The organism is Paenibacillus sp. FSL R7-0272 (assembly GCF_037969905.1).
GTDB lineage: Bacteria > Bacillota > Bacilli > Paenibacillales > Paenibacillaceae > Paenibacillus > Paenibacillus polysaccharolyticus.
On sequence record NZ_CP150221.1, the window covers coordinates 4,134,391 to 4,146,866 of the forward strand.

Consider the following 12,476-nt stretch of genomic DNA (forward strand, 5'->3'; position numbering starts at 1 on the left):
TTTCCAGTCTGATTCATGCCTACTTGGCGCGATCCCGCTTGGTTGACTTGACCATTCGGGATATAATAGAAGAGTAAGCCTAATATTCATATTTAGAAATTCAAATATAACGATGATTGCTGGAGCAAAATACAAGCGCCAGATTCTTTCATCAGAAATGGAGTGAATATAGCATGGAACAACAGTCATTGGAAAAAGCAACATTTGCAGGCGGATGCTTCTGGTGTATGGTATCCCCGTTTGAAGAACTGCCTGGTATTCATAAGATCGTTTCAGGCTATACAGGTGGACATACCGAAAATCCTACGTATGAGGAAGTATGCTCGGAAACAACAGGTCATGTGGAGGCGGTGCAGATCACGTTTGATCCATCCATTTTCCCATATGAGAAACTGGTTGAGCTCTTCTGGCAGCAGATTGATCCAACAGATGCCGGTGGACAGTTCCATGACCGCGGATCATCTTATCAGACGGCTATCTTTTACCACAGTGAGGAGCAACGCCAGATTGCTGAAGCTTCCAAAGCCGCACTGGAACAGAGCGGACGTTTTGACAAACCGATCTTCACCCCAATCCTGCCTGCCAAACCGTTCTATGAAGCAGAAGAACATCATCAGAACTATCACCGCAAAAACCCTGCTCATTACAAACGGTACAGCAAAGGCTCAGGCCGTCAGGACTTCATTGAGCGCAACTGGTCGGGTAGTGTGGACAAAAGCGGATTGAAAGAGCGTCTGACTCCGCTTCAATATGAGGTAACACAGAACAATGCCACAGAACCCGCGTTCCACAACGAATTCTGGGATCATCACGGGGACGGCATCTATGTGGATATCGTATCGGGTGAGCCGCTGTTCAGTTCTACCGACAAATACGATTCGGGTTGCGGCTGGCCAAGCTTCACTCGTCCACTCCGAGACTACAACGTGAAGGAAAAAACAGATCTCAGCCACTTCATGATCCGTACCGAAGTTCGCAGCCGTGAAGGGGATTCCCACCTGGGGCACGTATTCCCGGATGGCCCTACGGAAGCAGGCGGATTGCGTTATTGCATCAACTCCGCGGCACTTCGTTTTGTACCGAAAGAGGATCTGCAAAAAGAAGGCTACGGCGAATACCACGTTTTATTCGAATAAGTCTGGGCAGAAGCAATAAATGTAGCAAAAGTACCCTCTTACTAAGCCAAAAGAGCAATGGGTTGATCCCTTTGCTCTTTTTTTATTTTAATTAACATATCGGCTTCGAAACCTTCAAGCCACAGTGTGCGATCACCTTTTTAGTTCACCATTATTCAAAATATTCTGATCATTAAACTGAACTCTTAAACCCGGAATTATGCTCAGAAGCATGATGATGACCGATATCACATACACAAAAATCAAGGAAGTCTGATTCATGATCACACCCGCGAGTGAGGAACCAATCAGCATCGTTCCCATAAATAAGGGCATAATGGTTCCATTCACCCTGCCAATGACGTGTTCATCAATCCGGCTGACCATATAGGAAGAGATAATGATGTTAATAAAAGCAAGACTTATGGAGCTCAGGAACGTCAGACCCATCGTTAACCAGAGCCAACTGGATAGCACCTCACCTAACATGGTAACAGCCACACACAACAGCCCGATTATTAATGTTTTCGTTTGATTCAACTTGTTGCTGACAGCCGCAGCGATCCCCCCGCCAATCAGCAAACCAAGCCCGGATGCTCCCGACAGAAATTGTAGTGCGGTTTGTTCCAATCCCAACCGCTCCGTAACCAGGAAAATGGCTAGTGGATTGATCAGGCCTGCGGATAGGCCAACACAGCCAAAAACCAGACCCAACATGCGAAGTGAACGAGACTGAGTGACATAATTCCATCCTTCTTTAATATCAGCGAAGAGAGAAGTACCGGTTTCCCGCTTGGCTTGATCCTTGGGCAGAAACGTTAGCAAAATAGCAGAAGCGACAAATAAGATGAGCAACACCGTCATGGATGTCTGAATGCCCATAGCAGTATATATAAAAGTACCTACGATTGGCCCCAAAATGAGGAAAAGGGAGTTTGCACTTTGCGTTACGGCGATCGCGGACTGTACATTCTCCTTTTTGACATTCCGTCTAACTATTTTGACAGATGAGGGCTGAGAGAACTGGCTGACGATGGAGGAAACGAGGGTTGCTGCATAAAGAACCTGCCAGTATCCCGAGCTAAGAATACCCATGATGATGACAATCGATATAGCACTTAGAATGTCTCCGATAATCATCGTTCGTTTGGGATTCCACCGATCTGCAAGCGCACCGCCTATGATGGAAAATATAAAAATTGGAGCATATTCCAGTACAGTAATGAGGGAGATTGCCACCGGATTGCCTTGCGTCTGATCCATAATGTAATAGAGGATTGCCATATTGCGTATCCATATCGCAAGGTTTTGCAACAAATCTGATCCGGTGATGATAAGAAAAGCTCTGTTTCTGAATAACGTATTCATATTCCATCTCCCTTTTTTAAACCGACTGTCCGGTTTATTATTGTTTAAAAAGAAAAACTGATATTTCATCAGTTTTTTCTCATTAACGTTGCTGAATGCCTGTCAGCAGGCTACTTATTCCGATATGGTACAGGCGCCGGATTTCATGTATATCTTTTTCGAAATAAAGTGTACTCAATCCACTAAGCAGGCCGTAAATAATATGCATCATGTCCTGCGGGTTACCCTTTTTAAACTCTCCAGCTTCGATACCTTCCGATAAAATACGCTCGTAGGTCGCATACGGAATCCGAATCAGAGCAAGCATCTCATCCATCATCTCTTGGCTAACCACCTGACCAGAGACAAATTCATTAATCGCATGATTCAGCGGATTCGCCATGTCATCGACATAATGATCAGCGAGTCCGTACAACTTCTCTGTAGCGGTCTTATATTGAGTCTCCTTCTCAAGCCATTCGTCCATCCAGTCCTCATTGTTCAGCTTGATCAGGTACATAAATAGCTCTTCTTTGCTTTTGAAATGATAATAAATGCTACCTTTGCTTCGATTGTTAATCGTACATATGTCTTCCATCGAAGTGGCTCCATACCCCTTCTGGGCAAAAAGCTCTTTGGTATTACGTACAATATCTTTTTTTATCTGAGCAACGTCTTTTCTCCGTTTGACTTCGATAAATATACCCTCCCTACAAAAAACCGACTATTCGGTCTAATAGTAGCACGCACCCTAATTTCTGTCAATCGATAGAAGTAAGGCATCCCTTCTCACTCATTCGTAAGCACTGTGAAAAAATGATCACATCATACTTACGATCCAGCCAATCCAGTAGGCCAGAGGAATCAACAGTAACTGCGCCACCAGTGTGCCAAAAAGACGCGAGATCAGCATGCAGCCATAAATTTGATTCATGCGATTCAGCCGGATTTCACCACGCAAAGATCGGTCACTCAGGAGTGAAATCCGCGGGTCGACCAGAATCGTAAGCAAAATGGTTGCCATACCGTTAATCAATCCTGTCGACTGAGATGCAGCCACAGCCTGATCCGGGTATAGATACGCTGCGTATAAACTGGACAAAACACCTGTAGTATAGATGGCAGTTACGGCTACATTGAGCAACATTAACCGTCTTGGCATGCCGTGTTGTACCAAACGTTTGGCCATTTCCCAAGAAGGTGGAGTAATATAATACGTTGCATTTCGAAGCTTACTCCGCTTCAGAAGTTGCCGGATCATGCCAGGAATGGAACCTGCCGCTTCAAAATGCACAACCATTCTGGATGAGAGTTTGACCATTGTCGGGAAACAGAATATGGCTAATGCCGTTCCTACTGTTGCTGCCCCCATCAACCAATGCAGTTGTGCTGCAAAGTGCGGGTTGGCTCCACGGGTTGCGGCGTCCACCAGACTACCGATCATGGGGCCTTGTGCCATATTGGACGTACGAGAGACGAGTAGCAAAATGCCTGCGAGTGATATCGCAAGAGCAATCCGGCGCGTACGCAAGCCGCCAAGACGAAGTGCATAAGATAGACTATCTGTTGCATGGATCAGCATCGTGAATATCATTGGAAGAGCGAGACTTAAACTGAACATATGTACGTTCTCCTTTATATTGGTTCTAATGTTTGATTTCATCCAATTTTTATCCCCAACGTATTATACGCCTTATGTCCCCCGAAGTATAGAAAAGGAACGAGAACCCGTTTGGCGTTTATCTGATATGCCTGGGGGTAATATACTACTAACCCATACTATTTCAGGAGGGATAACGTATGCCATGGAATAAAAGCGACTACCCGGTATCCATGAAAAATCTGAAGCCACGCATTCGGCATAAAGCCATCGACATTGCCAACGCTCTGCTTGATGAAGGTTATGACGAAGGACGGGCAATTGCCATCGCAACGGCCAAAGCGGAGGAATGGGATGAGAATCACCCTGATCATACGGCGTCAGGCTCTGATTCGTCTTCTCGTACATCATCAAAAAAACCTGACGAGTCTTCTTCTTCAGAATCTTCTTCTCGGAATCGGCGCCACTCCGAACCTGTCTCCTCATCCAAGAGCCATCACAACATTCATGTTGTACCGACCGAATCGGGCTGGGCCATTAAACAAGAAGGCACATCCGATTACCATTCCACCTACGATACCAAAGTGGAGGCTGTTGATGCCGCTAAAGCATGGAGCACCAAACATCATATTCGAGCCATTATTCATAATCAGGATGGACAAATTGCTCGTTCTCTTAAATCCTAATGTGCATCTATCACACTAATGTTCAAGGACATTTATTTAAAAGCATTCCTAACGCATAACAAAAAATCCCTCTTGTTGCAGAGTCTGCAGACAAAAGGGATTCCTCTCTAAATCAGAGCTTGCTTCAAACCAGTCAAAGCTTAATGAAGCTCGAATACTTTTTATGCCATATAAGCTATGGGTTATTCTGAAATGCCTGCTCAATTCGTTACGCCTTGTGCCACGGAAGTCCGAGTTGTAGCTGCATTGACCGCTTTGGCGGCAACCGATGGAATCGGTAATTTTACAGCAGATGTTGTAACCACTGTACCGCGAGCCGGAATGCCGACCACATACGTAATCATTTTGCTGGCAATCCATACAGCCAGAATTGTATATAAAGTTTCTTTTACCGGAAGAAAGAAGAGTGACAATCCCAAAACGAACGCATCACTGACAAAGAAAACCGTTCCCAGTTTCCATCCCTTCCAGCGGCTGACGAGCACAGCGAGAATATCGTCTCCACCTGTCGCTCCACCAAAGCGAAGTACAATTCCCGCACCAACCCCGGTCAATACACCGGACAGTACTGCAGGAATCCACAGGTTTCCGTTAAAATTCATCACCAGTGTGGAGTAACGCTCAAAGCCGTCGTAGAATAGGGAAAATGCACCCACACCAAGCAGTGCTTGGATCATGAATTTCCAGCCCTTGATGAACCAGGCCAGGATCATGACAGGAATGTCGAGTAGCAACATGCCGATCGCCGGCGATAAACCCGTTGCATATTTTCCGAGCAGGGCCAGACCGACAAATCCGCCCTCCGATAAATGATTCTGAAAGTTAATGTGATAATAAGCAAATGCCAAAATAAATGTACCAAGTAACATAATTGCAAACTTGATCGCTTCTGTCTTAACGTGTTGTACGGTTAACGATGTTCTCTTCATACAGGTTCCCTCGCAGTTTGTAGTTGGTTTTTTAGACCGACCGTACCCTGCAAAAGGTAAGCCTGGAAGAAATCATCGTGTACGTCCTTCGAATATTCATCCCAATCCCCTCTTTCGCAGAGTCAGCCGTTTTGTTGAACCGGTTGGTTTACTCTACAAGGGGCGCTATGTGTATGAGAGATCGTAACGTTTCCAGATTGTCCTTGGGGAGATTGTCCTTCGGGGACTCATGGTATCCTGATCCTTTCTGTGTTTTGTGGTTAGCTGTGCTTGGTTAAATTGAACAATATAATGATGCAGAAGGTTGAACAGGTCGCTTTACACTTACCACTTCGGTTGCAGTACCCTCTTTCGATCGCTGGGATTTTTTTGATTCCTTTTTTCAAAAGGAAAAATCCTGTGATAAACGCGAGCGCTTCGCTTCTACAGATGGGTTCTGCATTCTTCGTTAACGTGTAAAAGGGAGATTCAACTCACAGCATTTTATTTCATTCAATTTAAACACCAAAGCTAACTTGCTTGTACTTCTATTATATAACACCAATGTGACCGGGTCTAAACAAGCAACCCAGCAAAAACACGCATAAAACAGCCTTTGGACTGCTCCAGCCGCCATACAGGCACACCCGTATCAGCAAAGCTAACGAATGGTGCTACCTGCTCCTTTATTCTATGACCGAAGCTTTCAAATATAACAGTGCAGTCACCTAACTGTGACAATTAAGGGCTTTTTTTTATTTTCTGGTCGTTAGCAAAGGAATCCTTTTCCTTATGCACATACACTATAGCGAACGGTATCATCCATACAATTCAAACGTTTCCAGACTTACTCTGCTTTTTATGGTATAATATAACAATTGAATCCCATTACCGTTTAAGCGAGGCGGAGTGATGAAAACGTTAAAGCCGAGAGTCTTTATTGGCTGCTCGCTGGAAGCGAAGCCGATTGCAGCCGCTGTACACGAAAACTTGCGTTTTTCAGCCGAAGTCACCCCGTGGTACTCGGGGGTATTTAATCCAAGCAGTTATACCATGGACGATCTGGAAGCTGAGGTACGCACAACGGACTTTGCCATTTTTATCTTCCATCCGGATGACATATCCAAAATTCGCGGGAAGTACTACGCATCGGTTCGGGATAATACAATGCTTGAAATGGGTCTATTTATGGGCCGTCTGGGACGAAAGCGTATTTTTTTCATTCTTCCTGAAGATATTACGGACATCAAGGATGCTGCCAAAGTCGAAGGATTGCGGATGCCCACCGATCTGCTGGGATTGAATCCGCTGGTATATGAGATTCGTTCTGACGGAAAATGGGCTCCCGCCGTATCTGTAGCCTGCTCCAAGATCGCAGACAGCATTGAAGAGCAAGGACGCTGGAGTGATCCCGAAGCTGAGCGTATCATCGAGAATCATAAACGCTCCGAAGATCAGGCAAGATTACAGTTATTCAAACTGCTGCGTTTCTTTAGGGAATTGCTGCGTACACGCAAAGCAGATGCCCAGATGCTCGAACGCATGAGTGACGCACTGCGAAGTGCCTTTGTTTCACATCCACCATTCACTGTACGCGGCACTGCGATCTATCGTACAGATGGTAATGGTTACATTGAGCAATTATGTGGTAATGTTGGAGAACCCGGCAGAAAATACGACTTGTCCGCCAATGATGACAAACCGCCGGACGATCCCAAACGCATTCTTGTTGTCGATTCATATCAAGAAAACAAAATCAAAGTAAATCTGTACGACGATTACCTTGAGAAAGAGTATCTGCTGTGCTATCCTGTAGCCAAGAGGTATGTAATTACCGTTCACATTATTGGTCATATTGAAGCGGATGAGGCGGTGTTTCAGCACATTGACTTGCAAAATCGTCAACTGTTTAACGCCATCAACGATCTGTTAGGAGGCGAACCGGAATGAGACCGGAAATGAAAAAAATAAGCAAGCGCTGGGGCAGCGAGAAGAAAGTTCGCCTTAGTTCTGCGCCTGATTCATCACGACCGGTTCCGGAACCCAAGGAAGAGGATCGTTTCCACAAACCGGCCGTACCGCTCGTTACCATCGGCCCATCACTGAAGGGCAAGGAGCGGCCTTACAAAGTCATTTTAGAAAAAGAAGCATATTACGAGAAACCTCAATATCTTGCTTAAAATTGGGTAACAACCTGCTGCAGACTTTAGTTTTAGTTGTTTATTTACTGTTGAAGATGCTTCTATTTTATTCCATTACACATCTAACATTTAGACTGCCGCTGTATCGGCAGCATATACTCAAGGCCCCGCCGCCCAAGGCAGGGCTTTTTTGATGCTCGTTTTGTCAATTCCTCAATGTGTTCTTTCTTTGTTATATCTAATTACAATATTCGCATATAAGGAACGTTAGCTCTGAATATATGTTTTACCAAGTTGATGTTGCTTTTGACCTTAGGTTTCCTGCAAAACCCATAAATTATACCTAAATTTTGGAGTCAGCTTGTCCGTTCTTAGCAAGTATTCACCCATCTGAAAACCACAAACTTCTCAATTTAACACCATCATATATGTTGTAACGCAAATCATGTGCTCTTACTTGGCAATTAGACTTAATTGAGATGAATGATGCATTCGCTTTACTTCAAACTTAGGTTTCTATATAAACGATTAAAAATGGAGAACAAACTCATTTCCATTATTTCTCGGTTGTATAACGATTATCTTTTGCATATATTGATTATAATATAGGAACACTTGTTCTGTAAACATTAAATTCCAATTATAGACTAAGGAAGTGAATTGCCATGACATCCTCTTCTACTTCCGCCCCCACCCCTTCCGATGAAGATCACCGCCTGATCAAAGGCATGGTCGTACGCACCCTTTTGCTGGATGTACTGGAACGGGATATTCGAACACTGGATACGCTGCTTCTGAAAATGCCTGAGGTCTATATTCTCTCGCTCACCCGTATTCAGAATGAGGTACTTAAGGAGATGCTCGAACTGCGCAAACAGATGAGAACCCGCGGCGTGAAAGTTCTGGAGGAAACGCGGGGAAAGGATGGCATCGAAACCCTTTATTTGTGCAGGGGATACGGACAGCGGTTCTATATGCTCTGGACATTTGCACGTAATGAGGTTAAAAAAGAGCTAAGTCGCCATCTTCAGATGGATCTGACCCAAACTTAAGTATGATTGGTTTCCGAGGTATGGAGGCGCGATTGGTTCCCAAGCCAGCAGATGAAAGAAGCAAGGCTCTGCCGAGACTCCATATCCCAGGCAAGTGACTGCTGAACAGGTTGACCATTGCGTGCTCTGTCATTAAGATGGAGAAGACATATCCAACCATTCCAATATGGGAAACGGATATATCTTAAACGTCTTTTCAATCAAGGAGCTGTATTTATGGATAGAAGTTCAAATTCGCATTCACCTTCATTTTTGAAAAATAATACAAATCCACATCCGCTCGTAGCCGCAGATGTGACAGAACTGATCGGCCAGACCCCTGCGGTTCGACTCATCAGGCTCACAGGCAGTGACTCCGCTGACGTGTTCATCAAGCTAGAGTATTTCAACCCAAGCGGCAGCGTCAAGGATCGTGCCGCCTACAACCTGATTGCTCAGGCTGAACGAGATGGATTGCTGCAGCCTGGGGCAACCATTATCGAACCGACCAGCGGTAATACCGGAATTGGCCTTGCGATGAACGCCGCCGCCAAAGGATACAAAGCGATTCTGATCATGCCGGACAATATGTCCAAGGAGCGGATTAACATTTTGAAGGCATATGGCGCAGAGGTTGTACTTACGCCCGCTGCGGAGCGGATGCCTGGAGCGATTCGCAAAGCGAAGGAACTTCACGCCGATCTGCCGGGCAGCTTCATTCCCCAGCAGTTTGAGAATCAGGCGAATCCGGATATTCACCGAATCACGACGGCGCCCGAAATTATAGAGCAGATGGATGGCAGGCTAGACGCCTTCATCGCTACGGCCGGAACCGGCGGCACAATCACCGGAACGGGCGAAGAGCTGCGCAAGCAGCTTCCCGCCCTCCGCATCTATGCGGTGGAGCCGCAAGGTTCCCCGGTGCTGTCCGGCGGCGAGCCCGGGCCGCACAAGCTCGTCGGTACAAGTCCGGGCTTCATCCCGGACATCTTGAATACCGACGTATGGGATGGCATCATCCAGGTGTCCGATGAGGACGCACTGGATACGATGCGGCAGCTTGCTGCCCGGGAAGGGCTGTTGCTCGGCCCTTCCTCTGGCGCTTCGGTGTGGGCCGCCCTTCGCATCGCGAAGGAACTGGGGCCGGGGCACCGGGTGCTCTGCATTGCGCCGGATACCGGGGAACGGTATCTGAGCATGGGTATTTTTAACAAGGCCGAAGGCAACGAGCCATAACCCGACAATCTATTATTTCTCTGCATCATCCCTTCTCAAGCTCTACGTCCATATTGCATAACAAAATCGAGAACCAAATGAATAACCGAATAGAAAATCAAAACAAATAAGCCCCTGCTCACCTCGGATCATGTATCCCGGTGAACAGGAGCTTATTTTTATTTTCCTATGAAATCTATATGTGATCTACATCGATTAATGTGCCAAGGTTGTCCATTCCACACCTTCCGGGAGCAGAGCCGCAATGCGGTCTTTGGCTTCCTTTTGGGTATAGATCGACTCATCCAGAATCGCCGCCGAACCGGAATCACTGCTCGTGCGAATGAGACGTCCAAGACCCTGCTTCACACGCAGTAGCATATACGGCAGATCGATCTCTTCATATGGCGAAGCCGATGCATTCCGTTTGGCATTGAACACGGGGTCCTGCGGTGGGTACGGAAGTGACCAGATCATCACGTTGGACAGAGATGGCCCCGGCACGTCGAGTCCTTCCCACAGATTAACGGAGCAGAGCACACTCTCCTCATCCTGCTGGAATGCCGCAATCAGATCACTGATCTCTCTATCTCCCTCGTACATAAAGCGTAATCCTTCTGCTTCAGGGACATGGACGATGTCCTGCTTGAACGCGCGCAATTCCTCCATCGTACGGAAAAGGATCAATGCCCGACCGCCGCTCTCTTGGAGCAAAGCCGCCGCATCACGCAAACGGTTTTCGTTCTCTACATGACCTGGTAAGACTTGCTCAGCAATTTTCATCTGCATTTTATCTGCGTAATCATAAGGAGATGCAACCGAGAACGATACGAAATCGTCAATCCCGAGACTATCCGCCACATAGCGGAATGAGTTGTCTACGGACAGCGTAGCGGATGAAAAGACAATCGGAATACCCGTGTTGAACACACGCTCGTTCAGAATTTCTTTTACCGTACGCGGCATGATCGACAACGTGGTCTCTTCCTCGCTCTCTTCCGCCCAACAGATGTAACCATCTTCCTTGCGGAACAGAGACAATGCCGTCTGAATCATATCGAGATGTTCTTCCACGACACGCATCTGATACCCATCCAGTGAGAATAATCCACTCTCAAATACCAGCTCTTCGCCGATTGCATCAAGCACACTGTTCAATCGTTCGATCTCTTGCAGCAGCGGCGCTTCTACGCGCACTTCCTTCCGCTCCGAGCCCGGAATCGCCACCGTATACGTATCCAGCAGGCGGAACAATCGCTCACTGCTCTCGATTGCTTCATCTACACGCTCGGCAAGGGTTTCACGAATCTCCCCTTCGAGCAGACGTGTGACCAGTTCCTCGAAGATGCGGTGTTTCAATTTGTAACTCAAGGCGTTCAATGCGGCTTCTTCCAGCAAATGCCCTTCATCAAATACAACCGAGCTGTGGTCAGGCAATAATGGCAATTGTCCTTCACGTTTGCGCGCTTCATAGGTCCACACATGCTCCATGTAATAATCATGGGAACAGATGATGATGTCTTTGGAACGACGGTAATGATCACGCGACAGCGTCAGGCCGCAGCGTTGTCTTTTGGGACACACGAAACAATCCTGGAACGGGTCCCAGTTGATCTTGTTCCACTGGCGGTCGTTCAGATGCGGATACTGTTTGCGGTCACCATACGGATGGAAAGCCTGAAGTGTTCCCGGCGTGTTCACGAAATCCGGCAGGCTCTCATACACCTCTTCAATCACTGGCGCATCCTCATCGGCGAATCGGACGGCACTCAGCTTGTTCAGACAGACGTACTGATCTGGCGACTTGCCCAGACGTGCATCCACTTGCAAATCCAGATGTTCAGCGAGCTTCGCGATATCTCCGCCCGGCTTCACCAGCTGTTCAATCAAAGACTCGTCGGCACAGGCGATCACCGCCGGTTTGCCCGTATAACGTGCATAACAAACCGCGTAGAGCAGATAAACGAGTGTTTTACCTGTTCCTACGCCGGCCTCGGCCATAATCGTCTTTTTATCTCCATAGGCCCGTTCGAGCTGGTACGCCATAAAAATCTGTTCGTCCCGTACCTCGAAGCCGGACTCTGGCAAAATATCATAAAACACATCGGCAACCCACTCTCCCAGACGGGATACAAAAGGTTCAGCCGGATCATATGCAAAAGGGTAACGTTGTGTAGACAATCCTGGGTCAGCCTCCATTCTTAGACAAAGCGGTCCAATTTCTATTTTCCGTTTCAAAAAAGGCCGTTGGGCAAAAGTTAATTATCCCATAATGTGAATCGCATGACAAGATTTTTTTGTCGAATCATGAAGTAACATTGGCTGGTATAAATAGAGGTTGAACGATGACTCACGCGATTATACCTCACTTCATGGGAACTTGTAGAGATATAAGTCTTTTAGCAAACATAAAGTTCAAGGCTTGGAGGTTCA

General features: G+C 46.6%; 11 protein-coding genes. 6 read left to right on the forward strand and 5 right to left on the reverse strand.

Translation table 11 applies throughout. The features are described from left to right. Positions 1 to 173 precede the first annotated feature (173 nt). Positions 174 to 1,136 (forward strand): peptide-methionine (S)-S-oxide reductase MsrA, encoded by a 963-nt coding sequence (gene msrA, locus MKY23_RS18375; protein ID WP_090922599.1) that lies wholly within the window; start codon positions 174 to 176, stop codon positions 1,134 to 1,136. Between the two features lie 132 nt (positions 1,137 to 1,268). Here the strand turns inward: msrA and MKY23_RS18380 are convergent, their stop codons facing one another. From MKY23_RS18380 to MKY23_RS18390, 3 genes are all read right to left on the reverse strand, one after another. Next, positions 1,269 to 2,483: an MFS transporter gene (locus MKY23_RS18380; RefSeq protein WP_221789120.1), complete on the reverse strand. Its 1,215-nt coding sequence runs from the start codon at positions 2,481 to 2,483 to the stop codon at positions 1,269 to 1,271. Positions 2,484 to 2,565: 82 nt separating this feature from the next. Then, complete coding sequence (locus MKY23_RS18385; RefSeq protein ID WP_339839541.1) at positions 2,566 to 3,159, reverse strand: TetR family transcriptional regulator C-terminal domain-containing protein; 594 nt, start codon at positions 3,157 to 3,159, stop codon at positions 2,566 to 2,568. Between the two features lie 123 nt (positions 3,160 to 3,282). Then, positions 3,283 to 4,083 (reverse strand): lipid II flippase Amj family protein, encoded by an 801-nt coding sequence (locus MKY23_RS18390; protein ID WP_339831305.1) that lies wholly within the window; start codon positions 4,081 to 4,083, stop codon positions 3,283 to 3,285. A gap of 179 nt (positions 4,084 to 4,262) precedes the next feature. Here MKY23_RS18390 and MKY23_RS18395 point away from each other — a divergent pair, with 179 nt between their 5' ends. After that, positions 4,263 to 4,748: a DUF2188 domain-containing protein gene (locus MKY23_RS18395; RefSeq protein ID WP_339831307.1), complete on the forward strand. Its 486-nt coding sequence runs from the start codon at positions 4,263 to 4,265 to the stop codon at positions 4,746 to 4,748. Positions 4,749 to 4,948: 200 nt separating this feature from the next. Here MKY23_RS18395 and MKY23_RS18400 read toward each other — a convergent pair whose 3' ends face one another. Further along, entirely contained in the window at positions 4,949 to 5,677 is a 729-nt protein-coding gene (locus MKY23_RS18400) for a YitT family protein (protein WP_154888393.1), read from the reverse strand. A gap of 891 nt (positions 5,678 to 6,568) precedes the next feature. On the opposite strand from MKY23_RS18400, the gene MKY23_RS18405 reads away from it, so the two are divergent. The 4 genes from MKY23_RS18405 to cysK all read left to right on the forward strand — a co-directional run bounded on the left by MKY23_RS18405 (position 6,569) and on the right by cysK (position 10,064). Beyond that, entirely contained in the window at positions 6,569 to 7,606 is a 1,038-nt protein-coding gene (locus MKY23_RS18405; RefSeq protein ID WP_090922612.1) for a nucleotide-binding protein, read from the forward strand. Further along, positions 7,603 to 7,836, forward strand: a complete 234-nt coding sequence (locus tag MKY23_RS18410; protein ID WP_090922613.1) for a hypothetical protein — start codon at positions 7,603 to 7,605, stop codon at positions 7,834 to 7,836. Before MKY23_RS18405 ends, MKY23_RS18410 begins: the two co-directional genes overlap by 4 nt. A 626-nt stretch (positions 7,837 to 8,462) precedes the next feature. Next, positions 8,463 to 8,849 carry a hypothetical protein gene (locus MKY23_RS18415; RefSeq protein WP_221789110.1) on the forward strand — a complete coding sequence of 129 codons (387 nt, stop codon included), beginning with the start codon at positions 8,463 to 8,465 and terminating at the stop codon, positions 8,847 to 8,849. A 216-nt stretch (positions 8,850 to 9,065) separates the two neighbouring features. After that, a complete protein-coding gene (gene cysK / locus MKY23_RS18420) occupies positions 9,066 to 10,064 on the forward strand; it encodes a cysteine synthase A (RefSeq protein WP_339831310.1) in 999 nt (332 codons plus the stop codon). A gap of 195 nt (positions 10,065 to 10,259) precedes the next feature. On the opposite strand, the gene MKY23_RS18425 is transcribed toward cysK, so the two are convergent. Next, positions 10,260 to 12,224, reverse strand: coding sequence for an ATP-dependent DNA helicase (locus tag MKY23_RS18425; protein WP_339831312.1), 1,965 nt, complete (start codon positions 12,222 to 12,224; stop codon positions 10,260 to 10,262). Positions 12,225 to 12,476 lie beyond the last annotated feature (252 nt).

Excerpts from the sequence above, each read along its gene's own strand:
- MKY23_RS18410 (WP_090922613.1), top strand. The coding sequence starts at position 7,603 with ATGAGACCGGAAATGAAAAAAATAAGCAAGCGCTGGGGCAGCGAGAAG.
- MKY23_RS18395 (WP_339831307.1), top strand. The coding sequence starts at position 4,263 with ATGCCATGGAATAAAAGCGACTACCCGGTATCCATGAAAAATCTGAAG.
- msrA (WP_090922599.1), top strand. The coding sequence starts at position 174 with ATGGAACAACAGTCATTGGAAAAAGCAACATTTGCAGGCGGATGCTTC.
- MKY23_RS18390 (WP_339831305.1), bottom strand. The coding sequence starts at position 4,083 with ATGTTCAGTTTAAGTCTCGCTCTTCCAATGATATTCACGATGCTGATC.
- MKY23_RS18405 (WP_090922612.1), top strand. The coding sequence starts at position 6,569 with ATGAAAACGTTAAAGCCGAGAGTCTTTATTGGCTGCTCGCTGGAAGCG.
- MKY23_RS18415 (WP_221789110.1), top strand. The coding sequence starts at position 8,463 with ATGACATCCTCTTCTACTTCCGCCCCCACCCCTTCCGATGAAGATCAC.
- cysK (WP_339831310.1), top strand. The coding sequence starts at position 9,066 with ATGGATAGAAGTTCAAATTCGCATTCACCTTCATTTTTGAAAAATAAT.
- MKY23_RS18400 (WP_154888393.1), bottom strand. The coding sequence starts at position 5,677 with ATGAAGAGAACATCGTTAACCGTACAACACGTTAAGACAGAAGCGATC.
- MKY23_RS18380 (WP_221789120.1), bottom strand. The coding sequence starts at position 2,483 with ATGAATACGTTATTCAGAAACAGAGCTTTTCTTATCATCACCGGATCA.